The sequence below is a fragment of the Polaromonas sp. genome, from assembly GCF_030682935.1.
Lineage (GTDB): Bacteria > Pseudomonadota > Gammaproteobacteria > Burkholderiales > Burkholderiaceae_C > Polaromonas.
The window spans coordinates 1-15,977 of sequence record NZ_JAUXNA010000227.1; the positions used below are offsets into that span (position 1 = coordinate 1).

The window sequence follows — 15,977 nt, forward strand, 5'->3', positions numbered from 1 at the left end:
AACGCTGGGGTCTTGCGGCGCGGCCTATGCGGCCCCCGCAGGCCACCGCGCTGTCGGGCTCGACATCAACGCCAACCACCTCAAGGGCGTCACCAGCGGCTGGGTCTCCGGCATCACGCGCCCCGTGCACATAGGCCGCAGCACCCAGGTCTGGCAGATCGAACTGACCAACGAAGCGGGTGAGCTGACCTGCGTGTCGCGCATCACGATGGCGGTGCTGGCGCAAAAATAGTGGTCAAATCGGGCTATAGCCCATACTTTACGGGCGTTAGTAGCTAGTAACCATCCCCCGGCAAAGCCGGGGGCTTTCAAATTGTGAGCCGCTCAAAGCGGCTAAACGGGGTCGCTCACGCGGCCCCAACTCTTGGCGCCACCGCTACGGGTGGCAACTTATCTCCACAGTCCAAGCTGTTCCAGTCTCTCGTCTTCCTTCTCCTGGTGCCGGATGTAGTTGCGAATGACCTCCTCGTCCCGACCGACAGTCGAGACAAAATACCCTCGCGCCCAGAAACTTTGCCCTGCAAAATTCCTCTTGCGCTCGCTGTACACCCTGGCCAGGTGAATGGCACTTTTCCCTTTGATGTAACCGACCACATTCGACACTGCATATTTCGGCGGTATCGCTATCATCATGTGGACATGATCGACCATCAAATGCCCCTCCTCGATCCTGCTTTCCTTATGCCGCGCCAGCTCTCGAAATACCGCTCCGAGCTCCTTGCGTAACTGCCAATACAGCACTTTTCTGCGTCCCTTCGGTATGAACACGATGTGGTACTTGCAATCCCATTTCGTGTGGTTTAGGCTTTCCATGTTGTCCATCCAGTTCTTCCTTTCGTTTGCTTGGCGGCTCACGATTGGAAGTTTCTGCGATGGGCTTCCATACCTACGTATAGGTCAAACCCCTACTGTCTCCCCGGCAAAGCCGGGGGATTACCTACTTTATTTATTTTGTAGCACTCAAGGCGACGCCAGGGTGAATCTCGGCAAGCCATGGTTTGCCCCCATTCATAGCGGCAGGCGGGCCTGGCCGTTCTCGAACCACGCGGCATCGAAGCCGTCCCGCAGCAACACTGTCCTGGTCGTAGCCAAACCCGTTTCGCAGGCGCGATCAAGATACTTGGCAAGGGTGCTGGCATCTTCACTGATCAAATGGCTGATCAACTCGCACTCACACTGCGCCAAAAGCTTGAAGTCATCCTTGACACGCACCCGGTCATCCTGGGGGTCACGCGCCATCTTTCGAAGGATCACGCCACAAAGCATGGCGTGGTCCACATTGAATGGCAACACCACGAAGTTGCGCAACGGCAAGTCGTTGATGGCCTGCTTGACCTGAAACTCCGAAATCACAATCGTGGACAGATACATCGGCACCTGCCGCTGCACACACTCCCGGTAGTACTGGACGGCTGCCGCATGGTTGGCACGTGTCGGATCGCTCAAGCTGATCAAGAAACTGGTATCCAGCAGCACACTGTTCAATGGGTGCCTCCGCGCAGTTCATCGACCCAGGCCGTTGCGTCGGGCACATCCTTCCAGGCATTCGCACCCCGACGGGTCAGACGCGCCAGCTCATCCTCATCCACTCTGGGAGCGTATTCCACGAACTCAACCAACCGGGCGTTGCGCAAATCGCGCGTCAACACGTTGTACTCGGCCTTGATACGCAGCATGGCAACTTTGTAAAGGCGGTTCACGGTGTCATCTCGCAAGACATCGCGCTCGGCAGTCACATTCAAGGTGCGTCCGTCAGGCAGCTTTACACGGGCATTCGCCTTGGTTACACCCCCGAGATCCTGAATTTCGCCACGGATATAACGCTCCACCTGCACCCATTGATCGGCATCATCGGCATGGTAGTCCGACTCAGAATTGATCAAAATGGGACGATCCAGGAAAGGGGCCGTGATGCGGTACGCCAGTTGACGCGTCTGACGAGCAGCCCGCTGCCAACGCTCCATCACTTCGCGACGCTTGGCATCCACGCTGTCCAGCAACTCGCTGGCCAGCAAGGCACGCAAATCACTGAACAAGCGGGGAGCCGCCAACAGCGGCATTGTTTCTATGGCCAACGAACCTTTGCGAATGGCGATCTCTAGCGTTTTGGTATCGACATCCTTGCCGTCGCCGCGCAAAAAAGTAGCGACATCGGCCGAAAAATCGGTCAAGTCACCCAAACGCACCCGCTCGGGACTGGCTTCAAAACCGGCCGAGTGGTCAATCAATGCGACGGTGATGCGCTGGGCTTCCATAGATCAGGTCATTTTAGACGCCATGGCGTGCCTGTGTAACGGAGTTTGTATTTTTAAAGAAAAGTGCCAGTTGGTCTTGCTGCATCTGCGTAAGTAGCTATGTATTTTGAAGCAGCTACACGACTCAGACCTGCGGCTTGCCAGGCTGCACCTTGGCGTCGGTGTGCACTTTGGCGAAGGTCAGAATCACTTCGCGGATCAGCTTGCGCTGGGGCGCTGGTAGCTTGAGAAAAGCGTCAAAAGTTTCCCGCTCCTGGTAGCCGATGCCTTCGTTCCAGCGCTTGCGGTGCTGTTGGACTGATTGCCGCACCGCCTCGCCAAAGCGCAGCACCTCGGGCTCAATCTTGAGCCACCTCAGAGTGAGCCAAAGACCAAGCAGCCTTGCTCCTGAACGAATCCGACCAAGCCACTCAGACGGCTTTTGCCCAAGTGGCCCAGCATGTGGCCAACACTGCCCCGCAAATGAAAGCTGGCGCAATTGAAGAATTTCTGAACGGCGCAGACCCGTGGCTGATCGCCAAAGCCATGACGATCAACGCCACGGTGGTGACCCACGAGCAACTGAACCTGGCGGCCCGCCGTAAATTCCTGATCCCCAACGTTTGCCAGCACTTTGGGGTGCCGTTTATTGATACGTTTGAGTTGTTGAATGCGTTGGAGGCGCGGTTTGTGTTGGGGGGGCTGGAATCGACCCAAAGCGGACAACGCGCACTTGAAATCTTCTTGACTAGGACCTCCCCTAGCTCGATGCCAATTTCACTGAAATAATTTAAGGAATAATTTGCACTCAGTTTTGTTGTTTCTGCTATGATTTTGGCACCAACATCTCACCCGCGCACTACGCCATAGCTTTGGCATCCAGGGCACATGCAGGACCTACATGATTGAACACAGCAAAGAAGAAGTCGAACTGATCATTGAGCCGCACGTTGAAGAGATTCGTGCATGCGTGCGTGAATCGTGGGATCGCTGGCGGGCCAGTGACCATGCGCGCCACTTGCACTGGAAGACCGTCATGGGCAATGCCATGTGCAACTATTTCTTGGAAGTAGCCACGCATCGGTTTTACAACGCAGGCGGTCGGGCCTACATAGAGACCAAGCGCCCATACGTGGGCCTCTATGTAGAAAGCGCCCTCTACCTTCGTTTCAAGAAAGGCAAGCGCAGCCTGCGCACCAGCAACGTGCAGACAAAGTCGGCCAAGGCGTTTCTCGACAAGTCTCAGCCTATCGGAGCCCTAGAAGGGTTGACCCGACTGGAACTGGTTTACGTCCCGACACGTGACGAGCTCGACGTCGAACGCATCATGCTGGTTTGCAAAGACAAGGGGCGAATTGCCTGGACAATCGACCTCCTTGCACGGGCCGAGCCTGAACAAAACATCATTGAAATGCCGCCGCAGCCTGCACCACAGGGCTCCCCGGCAGAGAGACTTATCAAGAAGACGAAGGACAGAGCCGATGACCGCAACCGCAGCACCTCAGGAAAGGCCTCATAACAACAACTTCCGGCATGACTTGCTCAGCCTACGCCGCCGCATGCTGGGCCTGAGTCAAACCGAACTGGCCAAAACGGCTGGCATTTCCCAAGGCACTCTGTCCAAGATGGAGCAGGGTCTCAAAGAAGTGACGGCGCCCCACACTGAAACACTTGCGCGGGCACTGCAATGCCCAGCAAGTTTTTTCTTCCAGACAGAACGCGAATATGGCTCGCCGCTGAGCATGCACGACGGCATGTTCCGCAAAAGCGCATCCGTTGGTCAAAAGGCAATCGACAAAATCATTGCCGAACTGAATGTGCGCATCGCCCACCTCCGCACACTTTTGTCGATGGTGGAAATGGAGACAGAACTCCCTCGGCCAGCCTATGACGTGGACGACTTCGGAGGAAACATTGAGGAAATAGCCCAAAACGTGCGCCGCGCATGGCTCATGCCGCGTGGCCCCGTAAAGAACCTCATGGAGTATCTCGAGCGTGCGGGCATTATCATCGTCAAATGCGACATGAACGGAGCCCGCATTGATGGCGTCAGTTATCAGATTGCGAGTCTACCGCCCATCATCTTCCTGAGTAACAGCCTGCCAGCTGACCGCCAGCGCTTCACGCTGGCACATGAACTCGGCCACCTCGTGCTTCACCGCTTCCCCACCCCCAATATGGAAGTCGAAGCCAATCAATTCGCCTCGGCATTTTTGATGCCCGCTGCCGATATTGCGCCAGACTTGCAACGCCTCACCATTGAGCGCGCGGCCGCTTTGAAACCCTATTGGAAGGCGTCCATGGGCTCGCTCATTTACCGGGCCAAGTTCCTTGGTGTGATTGATGACGGCAAATCCCAATACATGTGGCGCATCATGTCTACCAAAGGATACCGCACACGAGAGCCTGCCTCGCTGGATTTTGCAAATGAAGAAACCAGCATCTTTGATGCTCTTCTGCGTAACATTCAGGAAGACATGCATTACTCACACGAAGAGATGGCGCAGGCGTTGCATCTGCATTTTGAGGAGCTAAATCAGATGTATCGATTAAGGAAAAAGCCGCTACTGCAATCTGTGTAAAAAAAAGCCGTCCCTGAAACATTAACTGATTTGAATCGATCCACACGGCGCGTTCATGTACTTCTGGCGAGAGCTTGTTGGTCTTGTTCATAGCGACTCTTCTCAAGGTCAGGCGCCTCCTCCTAAACTGACCTAGTTCAACCCGACTGGGCATAGCATTTGTCATCACCCTCTGGCCAAGTAGTCTGTGGGTAACTCTGCGAGTGGTTTCCGAGACCCACTGGACTTCTCATGTCCGCTTCTGGCCGTTTTCAGCCATTGAGCAGCGTCAACCAACACCCAGACTGGTCGTCAGTCAGTCCTTGCCCCGCGCCTCCGGCGTATCAAGGTCGGCGTGCACCTTGGCAAAAGCCAGAATCACTTCGCGGATGATCTTGCGCTGGGGGGCTGGTAACTTAAGGAAGACCGAGGTGCACTTGCGGCACCTGTTCGAAGTGCCGCGCCTGGTGATGCGCGAGAGCCACTCAGTGGAGGTCAGCAAACATGGTGCTTGAATGGCAGGCGAAGGGCGCGCGTCTGGCCGAACTGCTGGACTACGCGCGCTTGCGCCCGCTGGCGGACGCTTCGCTGCAGGGGCGGCTTATTTAATGACGAAATATGGCTCTAGCCCTTTATCTACGGGCACAGTCAGCTATGACTTTTATAGCTGCCGGCACACCGAAACGTGCCGCCTGAAGCCGCTGAACTTGTTCGGCAGCAGCCCCGGGCCATGCGCTCGCTTTCGTGCCGGGCACTGCCCGCGTCAGGACCAGGCCGGTGCCTGGCTAGAAGTTGACGTTGTTCCTGCCCTTCAGATTCAGGATCTGACGGGCTTCATCGGGCGTGGCAACCTCCAGGCTCAGGGCTTCGATCAGGTCCCGCGCACGCTTGACCTGGGCGGCATTGCTTTTCGCCAGCTGGCCCGGGCCGTCCCACAGCGAATCTTCCAGTCCCACGCGCACATTGCCGCCCATTGCCAGTGACTGGGCCGCAATCGGCATCTGGTTGCGGCCCGCGCCCAGTACCGACCAGATGTAGTCATCGCCGAACAGCCGGTCTGCGGTGCGCTTCATGTGCGCCACATCTTCCGGATGCGGCCCAATGCCCCCCAGCAGGCCAAACACCGACTGGATCAGGAAGGGCGGCTTGATCAGCCCGCGCTCGATGAAGTGGGCGGCGGTATAGAGATGCCCGATGTCGTAGCACTCGATTTCAAAGCGGGTGCCGTTGTTGGCACAGCTTTCGAGGATGTGGGCGATGTCCTTGAAGGTGTTTTTGAAAACACGGTCGTCGCTGTTGGCCAGGTAGGGGCGCTCCCAGTCGTACTTGAACTCCTTGAAACGATCCAGCATGCCGTACAGGCCAAAATTCATCGATCCCATGTTCAGCGATGCGACTTCGGGCTTGAAGGTATGCACGGGCACCAGGCGCTCGGCGACCAGCATGGTGGGCGCGCCGCCCGTGGTGATGTTGATCACGACGTCGGACGCGGCCTTGATTTGCGGCAGGAACGCCTTGAACAGTTCCGGGTCCTGCGACGGGGAGCCATCCGCTACCTTGCGTGCGTGCAGGTGCACGATGGAGGCGCCCGCCTGGGCCGCGCCGATGGCGGCGTCGGCAATCTCCTGCCCCGTGATGGGCAGGTAAGGTGACATGGACGGCGTATGAATGGCACCCGTGACGGCGCAGGTGATGATGACTTTTTTGGACTTGCTCATGGGGTTCTCCAGGGTAGGTTGGAAGAAGTTGTAAAAAAACAGCGCTGCCGGTTAGGGGTCGCGCGGGAGATCCAGTGTGGTGCTCAGCCAGACTGTTTGCGTTGATGCGCGACCAGCGCCATCAGCCGGTTGTCGCGCCAGCGGGCGCGCTCGCCCAGCTGATCGGCCGGCAGCACCGTGCGGCGCTCGGCTTCGATGCTGGCCAGCACGCTGCTGTCCCAGTCGTTGGGTAATTGCCCGCGGGCGACTTCGCGGTAGGTCGGGCCGTAGCGCTGGGCGTAATCGACCACCCCGTCGGGCGCATTCAGGTCGATGGTTTCAAACGGTCCCATGAACGACCAGCGCAGGCCGAGGCCATCCTTGAGCACCTTGTCCAGATCCTCCACCGAGGCGTAGCCGTTGGCGTACAGATTGAGCGCCTCATTCAGTACCGCCCCCTGGATACGGTTCAGGAGAAAGCCGGTGATCTCTTTTTTCAGCAGCACGGGCGACTGACCGGCGCGCGCATAGAGGTCGCGCGCGCGTTCGACCACGGCGGGGGAGGTCCATGGTGCCGGGGCCAGCTCCACCAAGGGCACCAGGTAGGGCGGATTCACCGGATGCGCCACCATGATGCGATTGCGGCCCGGCAGATCGGCGGAAAACTCGGAGGCTTTAAGCCACGAGGTCGAACTGGCCAGAATGGTGTCCGGTGCTGCCAGCTTGTCCATCTCGGCAAAAATGGCGCGTTTCACTTCAAGGGTTTCGCGCACGTTTTCCTGCACCAGTGCGGCCCCCTCCAGGGCGGCGGCCAGCGTGGCCACGGGCGTGATGCGCGCCAGCACGGCGTCGGGCGTCTCGTCAATCAAGCCATGCTGCGCCAGATCGCTGATGTTTTCGTGTAGCAGCTTGCGGCACTGCGCCAAGGCTTCAGGGTCGGCGTCATACATCGCGACGGAGCAGCCCGCGCGGGCAAACACAATCGCCCAGGCGCGGCCGATCAGGCCCGCGCCGACGATGGCAATACGTTCGTTCATGGTCGTTCGTTCCTTGTTGTGCGCATTCGGTAGTCTGGATGCGCCCGTTAACCGAGGTGCTCGACGTTGCCGCAGACCGACAGGCTTTGGCCACTGATCGCGGCACCGGCCGGTGAGCAGATAAAGATGATCTGGTGAGCGATGTCCTGCGCCGTCACCATGCTGCGCAGCGACACCTTGGACAGCAGGCGCTGGCGCATGTCCTCGTGATCGATACCATAGGACGCGGCCTTGGCGGCGATGACGCGTTCCTGCCGGTCGCCGGCCACAATGCCCGGCAGGATGGCATTGACGCGGATATGCGAGGGGCCCAGTTCCATGGCCCAGGTTTCAGTCAGTCCAACGACCCCAAACTTGGACGCCGAGTAGGGTGTGCGCAAGGGGAAGCCCAGCCGTCCCGCCACAGAGGACAAATTGACGATGGAGCCGCCACCGGCCGCCTTGAGCAAAGGCACTGCGCGCCGGGTGCACAAAAACGGGCCGGTCAGATTGACCGCGATGGTTTGACTCCATTCCGTCAAATCGGTGTCTTCCACCCGGGCGGTGGGCCCGGCGATGCCGGCATTGTTGACCAGCACGTCCAGCCCGCCCCAGCGGGCGCTCAGCTCAGCGAACATGGCGTCGACCTGGGCCTCATTCGACACATCGGTGCGGCTCTGGCTCACGCCGGGAAACTTGCTTTTTGCAGCCGCGAGAAAGTCGTCGTTAATATCGCAGATATGCACCTCGGCACCCGCCGCCACAAAGGCCTCGGTGATCGCCAAACCGATGCCCTGCGCGCCTGCAGTCACGACGACGCGCTTGCCATTCAATCCGATATCCATAGAGTCATCCTTGGTCAAAAATACTTACAGCCACAAAATCTGTTTGCGATAGGTCAGATCGGTGAGCAGGGGTTCTGCGGGGCCGGTATGAAAGACCGAACCCCGCTCCAGTGCAAACACCCGGTCGGCCAGCGCCAGCACCAAATCCAGGTTGTGCTCGACGATGATGATGGAGACTTCCCGGCGCAGCTGGTCGAACACCGTGAACAGTTCCTGCACCACCGCCGGCGCCAGACCCTCGAACGGTTCATCGAGAAGCAGCAGCCGGACATTGCCCGAGAGGGCACGAGCGACCGCAACCATCTGCTGCTCGCCGCCGGACAGGTAGTCGGCGGGGGTGTTCATGCGCTCTTTCAGGCGCGGGAAGTACTGCAGGATTTTTTCTTCGCTCCACACGGTGCCGTTGCTACCGTCTGTGGCGCGTGCCAGCCGCCCCAACGACAAGTTCTCGGCCACGGTCATGCCGGAGAACAGGCCACGGCCCTGCGGCACATAGCCTAGCCCCATACGCGCGATGTCCGGTGCGGGCAGCCCGGCGATGTTGCGGCCGGCGTATTCGATCTGGCCGGATGCAGGTTTAAGCAAGCCGGTCAGGGTCTTGAGCAAGGTGGATTTGCCGGCGCCATTGCGACCCAGCAGCGCGACGATCTCGCCTTCGCGCACCTCCAGTGAGGCGTCATTGAGGATGTGGCTCTTGCCATAAAAGGCATTGACACCTTCAAAGCGCAGCAGCTGCGGACGGCTTGTCGCATCGCCCGCCAGGCGGCCGGTGACCGGTGGCGTGCCGGTGCCGGTGTAAATTTCCTGGACCCGCTGGTCGGCCCGCGCCTCCTCAGGCGTGCCTGCCATCAGCACGCTGCCCTGGTTCATCACCGTGACTTGCTGCGAGAAACCGAGGACGCGGTCAATGTCGTGCTCCACGATCAGCACCGGAATATTGCTGGCGATGGTTTTGACCAGGTGTGAAACGCGCTCACGTTCGGCGGCAGCCAAGCCGGCCAGGGGCTCGTCCATCAGCAGCACGTGCGGCTTGGAGCCCAGGGCAATGCCCAGATCAACCAGCCGCTGTCCGCCATACGACAATTCGCCACCCTCGATGTTCTCCATGCCTTCGAGCCCAAGAAACTTCATCAGCTCGGCGGTTTCGGCGTGAATTTCCGGGTAGCTGTCGATGTCGCGCCACATATTGAACCGCGCCGCATGACGGGCCTGCAGCGACAGCCGCAGGTTTTCATAGATCGGCAGCCCACGGAACAGATTCGTGATCTGAAACGAGCGGGCCAGCCCCTGCTGGCAGATGCGGTGTGGCGACAGGCCCTGAATCTGCCTGCCATTGAGCTTGACCGTGCCGCGGTCTGGCGCAAACAGGCCCGAAATCAGATTGAACGTGGTGGTTTTGCCCGCGCCGTTCGGACCGATCAAGGCGTGGATTTCGCCTGCATGCAAGCTGAGGTGTGCATTTTTGACGGCTTGAATACCGCCGAAGTGCTTGTCGATGGCCTCTATCTCCAGCACGACGCCTTGCTGGGCCTGGGGGCGCAAAAAGCCGGGCAGCGGCAAGCCTTCATAGATTTTGCGCAGGCTCATGGCCGCACCGACTTCCAGCGCAGGCTTCCAGCGTTGCTTCAACTGGGTCCAGATGCCGACCAGCCCGGTGGGGGAAAACACGATGAAACCGACAAAGGCCAGTCCAAACCAGAGCAGCCAATTCCCGGTCCAGATCGACAAAAACTCGCGGAACAGGATGTAGAACAACGCGCCCAGTGCGGGGCCGAGAAAGCTGCGCATGCCGCCCATCACCACCATGGCCAGCAACTCGCCAGAGAACGCAACCGAGGTTGGTTCAGCGGATGCAAAACGGTGATGGAAAGCCAGCAAGGCGCCGGCCAGACCCGTGACGGCTGCAGACAGTACAAACATGGCCAGCTTGTACCGGGTCGTGTCGTAACCCTGAAACGTAGCGCGCTGCTCGTTCTCACGAATCGCCACCATCGTATGTCCAAACGGTGAGCGGATCACGCGCAACAACAGGTACACCACGGCCAGGCCAATCAGGCTGACCATGATCAGGTACTGGACAGGGTCGTCCAGATTGAGTGGGCCCACGGCGGGCCGCACCACCCCGCCCAATCCCGATTCGCCACCGGTGAAGGCCGTCCAGCGGAAGGCAATGGCATAGGTCAGCGCCGACAGTGCCAGTGTCAGCAGCGAGAAATACACGCCGCGGCGGCGCAGGATCAGAAAACCGACGACCGTTGCCAGCAAGGCGACGAACAGCACGGCCATCACGAAGGGGAGCACGATCTGACCGGGAAACCAGTATTTCTGTATCAGTGCGGCGGCGTAGGCGCCAATGCCGAACCAGGCACCGTGGCCGAAAGAGGTCAGGCCGGTATAGCCGACCAGCAGGTTCAGGCCCATGGCGGCGATGGCAAAAATGACGACGTCGGTGGATGACGTCAAGGTCAGGCCCATCACCTGCAGCAGCAAGGGAACGATGATCATCGCGATGGCCGCGATCCATATCGGCCGGTATTTTTGGGTCACTTTTCTTTCCTATTCGAATCGCTCGATGCGTTCGCCGAGCAGGCCGCGCGGACGGAACATCAAGACCAGAACCATCAGCAGATACATCGAGGCTTCACCTGCGGGGGGATAAAAATGAATCGTCACGCCCCGCACGACGCCGACCAGCACGGCGGCGATCACCACGCCCCAGAAGCTGCCCAGTCCGCCGATCACCACCACCACAAAAGCGGCCGTCATGATTTCCGCGCCCATCGCGGGATGAACGCCAGAGATCGGCGCGAACAGAACGCCCGCCAAGGCGGCCAGACCGACGCCCAGCACGACGATGGCGGTCATGTAAGGCTGCAGGCGGATTCCCAGCACCGCGACCATGTCAGGTTTCTGCACGCCAGCCCGCACCACGCGGCCGAACGCGGTCTTGTTGAGCAGCAACCAAATGCCGGTCAACACCAGGAAAACGACGCCCAGCATCAGCAGGCGGTATTTCGAATAAAGAAAATCGCCCACGATCACTTGCCCCTTGAAGGCGGCAGGGATGGATGATTGCAGTGGCGACGCGCCCCAGATCATGCGGATCAGTTGCTCGGCAACCATCGCCAGACCGAAGGTGAGCAGCAGGCTGAGGATCGGGTCGGCCGAATAGAAGCGGCGCAACAGAATCCGTTCGAACAGCACGCCCAGCATCCCCACGATCAATGGCGAGATGATGACGGCGCCGCCAAAGCCGACATGCTTGGTCAACTCCACCGCCAGGTAGGCCCCCAATGCGTAAAACGCACCATGGGCCAGATTGACGATGCCACCCAGGCTGAAGATCAGCGACAAGCCCAGTGCGAGCAGCAGGTAATAGCCGCCGACCAGCAGGCCATTGACGACCTGCTCCAAAAGAAATATCAATTCCATTTCCACTCCACGGCTGCAGAAAGAAACGCAGCGGCGCTTTTGACGCCGTGCGCTCGCGGGCAACAGCGGGTCACCAACCGGCAGGCGCCGGCCGTGTCCCGGCCACGTTTACATCGTGCACGCGTTTTCTTCGCGTGTCGGCGCCAGGATTTCCAGAGAGTCCTTCGGCCCCGGCACGGTCTGCCCCAACTGGATGAAGTCCCACCTGTCCTTGGCCTTGCCTTTCGGCTTGGCGGTGACGGTGTACATCTCCTGCATCAGTTGGTGGTCCCAGTCGCGGAAATAGCCTTTGCGCGCCTTCAGGATGTCGAGTTGCGCGCCTTTTTCAAAGTAGTCGATCAGCTTGGCGGAATCCGTCGACTTGGTCGCGCTCATGGCCTGCACTATTGCTTTGAGCGCGACGTATTCCCCCCACGCCTGGTTTTCCGGGGGTTTGCCGTATTTCTTGGTGAAGGCGGCGACGAATGCCCTGGAACCAGGAGTGTCGACATCGTGATGCCAGATCATGGGCCAGGTCCCGGCGAAGTTGTCGGCACCGGCACCCCAGGCGACAGCCGTATCGAAGCCGAAACCGGCGGTCGGATAAGGCAGGCCGAATTCGGCATACTGCTTGATGAAATTGGTGATCTGATTGCCGGCCAGGTTGGAGATGACCAAATCCGGCTTGGCTTGGCGGATCTTCAGCAAATACGGACTGAAATCGGTGGCATCGGTAGCCACCAGTTCGTCCTGGATGAAGCTGCCGCCATTGGCACTCACGAAAATCTTGGCGACACGCAGCAGGTCATGGCCAAAGGCGTAGTCCGCCGTCAGCCCGAACAACTTCTTGCCCTTGATCATGTTGTCGCGCAACAAGGCGTTGCCGCACGCCTTGACATAGGTGGTATTCGCACCTTCAACGTGGAACATGTACTTGTTGCAGCTTTTTCCACGCAACTCGTCGGAATTGCAGCCCGTATTCACGAAGATGCGCTTGTTGCGTCCAGCCACTTGAGCGATCGCCAGACCGGACGCCGAAGAAATTTCGCCGATCAGCACCACCGCGCCGTCTCGTTCAAACAAGCGTTGCGCCTTCGATGAGGCGGTTGACGGATTGACCGAGTCTTCAGAAATCAATTCCAGCTGGCGACCCATGACACCCCCTGCCTGGTTCACTTCTTCCACGGCCAATTTGATGCTCATGACCGCGTACTCCCCCAGCGGACCGAGAAAGCCAGTAAGGGGAGTCAGGTGCCCAATCTTGATCTTGTCAGACTGACTGTGGACGATGGCCGGAAAGCCAAGCCCCCCCAATGCGGCCATTCCCGCGATGGCAGCCGAGCCTGTGACCAGTTGGCGACGACTGGTCGAAACAGAGGGCGCCACGGCGGAATCCGCAGGCGAGTCGGCTTGCGACATGGCGTTTGTACCGGCGCTTTGATCCTTGATGCTTATCGTCATTGTCTTGTCTCCTGTTTTTCACCGTAGTCACGTTGTACGGCGACATGGTCCAAATCTGAGCACCGCTCTATCCCGGCCCAGGCTTTTAAGCTCAATCCTGGCGTTCATCCAGTACGGAGCCCAATCCGCTTCCACAGGGCGCAGCCATTCAAAAAATAACTTTTCAAGGCAAGCATCACTACCGAAGCAAGATGTGATCAAATATATGTGATCCTATTTTTTGAATCAAGCACCTGGTCAAAATCAGGCTCCCGAGCAAGGGAAAACACTTATAAATTAGCCGGAGCCAGACGCGAATTGCTGTTTGTTGACGGCGTTCCAGTCGCCCTGCTTCTGGGCATCACATGGATAAAATGCTTTGGTGAAAGACGCAAACCCCGTGACCTCGATGGAAAAGATGCAACCCATCGTCCATCAAACCTTGTCGGCCAGGGTCTACCAGGATCTCCGGGAGATGATCATTTCAGGGCAGCTTCAGCCTGGCGAACGCCTGACGCTGGCTGGCATGGCCGCCGCGCTGGGCACCAGCGCCATGCCGGTACGTGAAGCCATCAACAAGCTGGCGGCTGACGATGCGCTTGAAATCCTGCCCAATAAATCCGTGCGCGTCCCCGTCATGACGCGGTCCCGGTTTCAGGAACTCGTTGTCATCCGGCTGGTGGTCGAAGGCCTTGCGGTTGAAACGGCGGCCGGGCGGATCACGGCAGAGCAGCTGGCCAGGCTCGCCGAACTGGAGCAAGCGTTCTGCCGGGAAATTGCGCTGGGCGAACCCGACGTCAATCAGATCATTCACATCAACAAGCAATTCCACTTCACCGCCTACGCGGCGGCGCAAATGCCGGCGCTGAGCAGCCTGATCGAGGGTTTGTGGCTCCGGATAGGGCCGGTGCTCAACCTGGACCTGCGCAACAGCGGTTCACGGCGACGCTCCGACCTGCCCTCGGTCAAGGCGCACCGCGCGCTGCTGGAAGCCCTGCGCGCGGGCGATGGTGCAGCGGCCAAAGCCGCCCTGGCGATGGATATCAACAGTGCGGCCGAAGTCATCCTCTCGGGAACCGGACTGAAAGAATCCTGATCACGCCGGCGTTTTAGCGGTACTCGGCGAGCTTGTTCGCCGCTTTTTCAGTGGCCGTTCAACGCATGCCAGCCTCACTCCTCCGTGGCCATCTTGGCCATGCGCTCGCTCTTCCAGTACACATCGTCACCGCCGTGCATGCGGTTGAACACGCGCGACAGCACGAACATCAAATCGCTCAGGCGGTTCAGGTACTGGCGCGGCGTTTCCCTCAGGGCCTCCTCATTGCCCAGCGCCACCACGGCGCGCTCGGCGCGCCGTGCCACGGTGCGGCAGACGTGGGCAAGCGCTGCAGCGCGCGTGCCGGCCGGCAGGATGAATTCCTGCAGGCGCGGCAACTGTTCGTTGTGCGCGGCCAGCGCCTCGTCGAGCGCCAGCACGGACTCGGGCTTGAGCAATTCAAACCCCGGGATGGACAACTCGCCGCCCAGGTTGAACAGCTGGTGCTGTACTTCCACCAGCAGCGCGCGCACGTCCGCCGGCATGTCCTCGCACAGCAAGACACCGATGTGTGAATTGAGCTCGTCCACGTCGCCCATGGCGTGCACGCGCAGGCTGTTCTTGGACACGCGGGTGTTGTCGCCCAGGCCGGTGGTGCCGTTGTCGCCGGTGCGGGTAGCGATTTGTGAGAGTCTGTTGGCCATGGTGGTGCGCTGCGTTGTAAGGCAGAAAAATGAGTTGTCTGAAAGCCCCGGGCGGGCCACTACCCAGTTACCGAGTTACCCAGGGCAAGGAAATGTGTTGCAATGCGCCCGCTTGTGAGCAAGGAAACACCCTGCAAAACTGCTGGCGGCGGCGGGCGGTCTGCGGTGCAATGGGCCTCTGTTCAACCCTGAAGGCTATCCGCATGTCCGTATCCGCGAGCGTCAAACGCTTCTCAAAACATTCTATTCCCAACTTTGAAATTTGCAGTGTGCTGCTGCTGGCCGCACTGGTCATGGGCGCGGCCCCTGCTGTGCATGCGCAGACGCAGACGTCGACCGCCGCACCGGCTCCCGCCTACAGCCCGCCGTCACAGAGAGCGATGTCGGTTACGTCGGTCGCCATCCCGCCGAACAAGGCCACAAGCCAGGATGTAGAGGCCGCATTCAAACGGGCCGACACCAACCGGGACGGCCGGCTAAGCCGCCAGGAAACCGAGCATTTTCCGGCGCTGGCGCAGCGGTTCGAGCAACTGGACGGCAACGGCGACAGCTTTCTTTCCTCCGACGAGTTCCATCACGCCGCAGGGTCCTGAGCACTCCTTTGCTGCCGCAGGCCGTAAACTGCGCGTTAGCTCTGGAGACCCTGAATGAACGCACCCCTGCCCGACCACCTGCTGCCCGAAATCCGCCTGCGCGACACGCCCCCCGCCCTGCTGGAGGCGCTGAAGGCGCGTTTTGCCGAGCGCTGCTCGCTGGCCCTGGTGGTGCGCGAGCAGCACGGCCGCGACGAATCCTCATTTGCCGCGCCGCCGCCGGCCGCCGTGGTGTTTGCCGAAAGCACGGCTGACGTGGCCGACGCCGTGAAGCTGGCCAGCCGGTACAACGTGCCGGTAATCCCGTTTGGGGTCGGCACCTCGCTCGAAGGCCATCTGCTGGCGGTGCAGGGCGGCATCAGCATTGACGTGAGCCGCATGAACCAGGTGCTGGCCATCAACGCAGAAGACCTGACGGTGACGGTGCAGCCCGGCGTGAC

Annotated in this window: 19 protein-coding genes; 7 read left to right on the forward strand and 12 right to left on the reverse strand. The window is 59.7% G+C overall.

Annotation, left to right across the window (positions count from 1 at the left end; translation table 11 throughout):
- Nucleotides 1–232 (forward strand): hotdog fold thioesterase (locus tag Q8K05_RS10355; protein ID WP_305246538.1); only part of this gene is annotated, 232 nt, incomplete at its 5' end.
- Nucleotides 233–390: 158 nt separating this feature from the next.
- Here the strand turns inward: Q8K05_RS10355 and tnpA are convergent.
- The 4 genes from tnpA to Q8K05_RS10375 all read right to left on the reverse strand — a co-directional run bounded on the left by tnpA (nucleotide 391) and on the right by Q8K05_RS10375 (nucleotide 2,586).
- Nucleotides 391–822, reverse strand: coding sequence for an IS200/IS605 family transposase (gene tnpA, locus Q8K05_RS10360; RefSeq protein ID WP_305246539.1), 432 nt, complete (start codon nucleotides 820–822; stop codon nucleotides 391–393).
- Nucleotides 823–1,008: 186 nt separating this feature from the next.
- On the reverse strand, nucleotides 1,009–1,485 hold the full coding sequence (locus tag Q8K05_RS10365) for a hypothetical protein (RefSeq protein WP_305246540.1): 477 nt from the start codon (nucleotides 1,483–1,485) through the stop codon (nucleotides 1,009–1,011).
- On the reverse strand, nucleotides 1,482–2,255 hold the full coding sequence (locus Q8K05_RS10370) for a hypothetical protein (RefSeq protein WP_305246541.1): 774 nt from the start codon (nucleotides 2,253–2,255) through the stop codon (nucleotides 1,482–1,484). The genes Q8K05_RS10365 and Q8K05_RS10370 overlap by 4 nt, the downstream gene beginning before the upstream one ends.
- Before the next feature lie 124 nt (nucleotides 2,256–2,379).
- The gene (locus tag Q8K05_RS10375; protein WP_305246542.1) at nucleotides 2,380–2,586 is read right to left on the reverse strand and encodes a hypothetical protein; all 207 of its coding nucleotides are present in this window, start codon (nucleotides 2,584–2,586) and stop codon (nucleotides 2,380–2,382) included.
- A 50-nt stretch (nucleotides 2,587–2,636) separates the two neighbouring features.
- On the opposite strand from Q8K05_RS10375, the gene Q8K05_RS10380 reads away from it, so the two are divergent.
- From Q8K05_RS10380 to Q8K05_RS10390, 3 genes are all read left to right on the forward strand, one after another.
- On the forward strand, nucleotides 2,637–3,023 hold the full coding sequence (locus Q8K05_RS10380) for a DUF4411 family protein (RefSeq protein WP_305246543.1): 387 nt from the start codon (nucleotides 2,637–2,639) through the stop codon (nucleotides 3,021–3,023).
- Between the two features lie 112 nt (nucleotides 3,024–3,135).
- Nucleotides 3,136–3,753, forward strand: coding sequence for a hypothetical protein (locus Q8K05_RS10385; protein ID WP_305246544.1), 618 nt, complete (start codon nucleotides 3,136–3,138; stop codon nucleotides 3,751–3,753).
- Nucleotides 3,716–4,816 (forward strand): ImmA/IrrE family metallo-endopeptidase, encoded by a 1,101-nt coding sequence (locus Q8K05_RS10390; protein WP_305246545.1) that lies wholly within the window; start codon nucleotides 3,716–3,718, stop codon nucleotides 4,814–4,816. The genes Q8K05_RS10385 and Q8K05_RS10390 overlap by 38 nt, the downstream gene beginning before the upstream one ends.
- A gap of 295 nt (nucleotides 4,817–5,111) precedes the next feature.
- Here Q8K05_RS10390 and Q8K05_RS10395 read toward each other — a convergent pair whose 3' ends face one another.
- From Q8K05_RS10395 to Q8K05_RS10425, 7 genes are all read right to left on the reverse strand, one after another.
- Entirely contained in the window at nucleotides 5,112–5,297 is a 186-nt protein-coding gene (locus Q8K05_RS10395) for a hypothetical protein (RefSeq protein WP_305246546.1), read from the reverse strand.
- 283 nt (nucleotides 5,298–5,580) lie between these two features.
- The gene (locus Q8K05_RS10400) at nucleotides 5,581–6,513 is read right to left on the reverse strand and encodes a 3-keto-5-aminohexanoate cleavage protein (protein WP_305246547.1); all 933 of its coding nucleotides are present in this window, start codon (nucleotides 6,511–6,513) and stop codon (nucleotides 5,581–5,583) included.
- A gap of 83 nt (nucleotides 6,514–6,596) precedes the next feature.
- Nucleotides 6,597–7,529 carry a 3-hydroxyacyl-CoA dehydrogenase gene (locus Q8K05_RS10405; protein WP_305246548.1) on the reverse strand — a complete coding sequence of 311 codons (933 nt, stop codon included), beginning with the start codon at nucleotides 7,527–7,529 and terminating at the stop codon, nucleotides 6,597–6,599.
- Between the two features lie 47 nt (nucleotides 7,530–7,576).
- Nucleotides 7,577–8,353 (reverse strand): SDR family oxidoreductase, encoded by a 777-nt coding sequence (locus Q8K05_RS10410; protein WP_305246549.1) that lies wholly within the window; start codon nucleotides 8,351–8,353, stop codon nucleotides 7,577–7,579.
- A 24-nt stretch (nucleotides 8,354–8,377) separates the two neighbouring features.
- Nucleotides 8,378–10,858: an ATP-binding cassette domain-containing protein gene (locus Q8K05_RS10415; protein ID WP_370868825.1), complete on the reverse strand. Its 2,481-nt coding sequence runs from the start codon at nucleotides 10,856–10,858 to the stop codon at nucleotides 8,378–8,380.
- 51 nt (nucleotides 10,859–10,909) lie between these two features.
- Entirely contained in the window at nucleotides 10,910–11,785 is an 876-nt protein-coding gene (locus tag Q8K05_RS10420; RefSeq protein WP_305246551.1) for a branched-chain amino acid ABC transporter permease, read from the reverse strand.
- Between the two features lie 108 nt (nucleotides 11,786–11,893).
- Nucleotides 11,894–13,183, reverse strand: a complete 1,290-nt coding sequence (locus Q8K05_RS10425; RefSeq protein WP_305246555.1) for an ABC transporter substrate-binding protein — start codon at nucleotides 13,181–13,183, stop codon at nucleotides 11,894–11,896.
- 403 nt (nucleotides 13,184–13,586) lie between these two features.
- Here Q8K05_RS10425 and Q8K05_RS10430 point away from each other — a divergent pair, with 403 nt between their 5' ends.
- Nucleotides 13,587–14,300: a GntR family transcriptional regulator gene (locus tag Q8K05_RS10430; protein ID WP_370868824.1), complete on the forward strand. Its 714-nt coding sequence runs from the start codon at nucleotides 13,587–13,589 to the stop codon at nucleotides 14,298–14,300.
- A 74-nt stretch (nucleotides 14,301–14,374) separates the two neighbouring features.
- On the opposite strand, the gene Q8K05_RS10435 is transcribed toward Q8K05_RS10430, so the two are convergent.
- Nucleotides 14,375–14,944, reverse strand: coding sequence for a cob(I)yrinic acid a,c-diamide adenosyltransferase (locus tag Q8K05_RS10435; protein WP_305246552.1), 570 nt, complete (start codon nucleotides 14,942–14,944; stop codon nucleotides 14,375–14,377).
- Between the two features lie 203 nt (nucleotides 14,945–15,147).
- Between Q8K05_RS10435 and Q8K05_RS10440 the strand changes: the two genes are divergently transcribed.
- Both Q8K05_RS10440 and Q8K05_RS10445 read left to right on the forward strand, forming a co-directional pair.
- On the forward strand, nucleotides 15,148–15,537 hold the full coding sequence (locus tag Q8K05_RS10440) for an EF-hand domain-containing protein (RefSeq protein WP_305246553.1): 390 nt from the start codon (nucleotides 15,148–15,150) through the stop codon (nucleotides 15,535–15,537).
- Between the two features lie 54 nt (nucleotides 15,538–15,591).
- The coding region (locus tag Q8K05_RS10445; RefSeq protein ID WP_305246554.1) for an FAD-binding oxidoreductase at nucleotides 15,592–15,977 on the forward strand (386 nt) is incomplete at its 3' end.

Coding starts and splice junctions, on each gene's coding strand:
- Q8K05_RS10385 (WP_305246544.1), top strand. CDS start 3,136: ATGATTGAACACAGCAAAGAAGAAGTCGAACTGATCATTGAGCCGCAC.
- Q8K05_RS10440 (WP_305246553.1), top strand. CDS start 15,148: ATGTCCGTATCCGCGAGCGTCAAACGCTTCTCAAAACATTCTATTCCC.
- Q8K05_RS10415 (WP_370868825.1), bottom strand. CDS start 10,858: ATGATCATCGTTCCCTTGCTGCTGCAGGTGATGGGCCTGACCTTGACG.
- Q8K05_RS10420 (WP_305246551.1), bottom strand. CDS start 11,785: ATGGAATTGATATTTCTTTTGGAGCAGGTCGTCAATGGCCTGCTGGTC.
- Q8K05_RS10410 (WP_305246549.1), bottom strand. CDS start 8,353: ATGGATATCGGATTGAATGGCAAGCGCGTCGTCGTGACTGCAGGCGCG.
- Q8K05_RS10370 (WP_305246541.1), bottom strand. CDS start 2,255: ATGGAAGCCCAGCGCATCACCGTCGCATTGATTGACCACTCGGCCGGT.
- Q8K05_RS10390 (WP_305246545.1), top strand. CDS start 3,716: ATGACCGCAACCGCAGCACCTCAGGAAAGGCCTCATAACAACAACTTC.
- Q8K05_RS10400 (WP_305246547.1), bottom strand. CDS start 6,513: ATGAGCAAGTCCAAAAAAGTCATCATCACCTGCGCCGTCACGGGTGCC.
- Q8K05_RS10425 (WP_305246555.1), bottom strand. CDS start 13,183: ATGTCGCAAGCCGACTCGCCTGCGGATTCCGCCGTGGCGCCCTCTGTT.
- Q8K05_RS10405 (WP_305246548.1), bottom strand. CDS start 7,529: ATGAACGAACGTATTGCCATCGTCGGCGCGGGCCTGATCGGCCGCGCC.
- tnpA (WP_305246539.1), bottom strand. CDS start 822: ATGGACAACATGGAAAGCCTAAACCACACGAAATGGGATTGCAAGTAC.
- Q8K05_RS10435 (WP_305246552.1), bottom strand. CDS start 14,944: ATGGCCAACAGACTCTCACAAATCGCTACCCGCACCGGCGACAACGGC.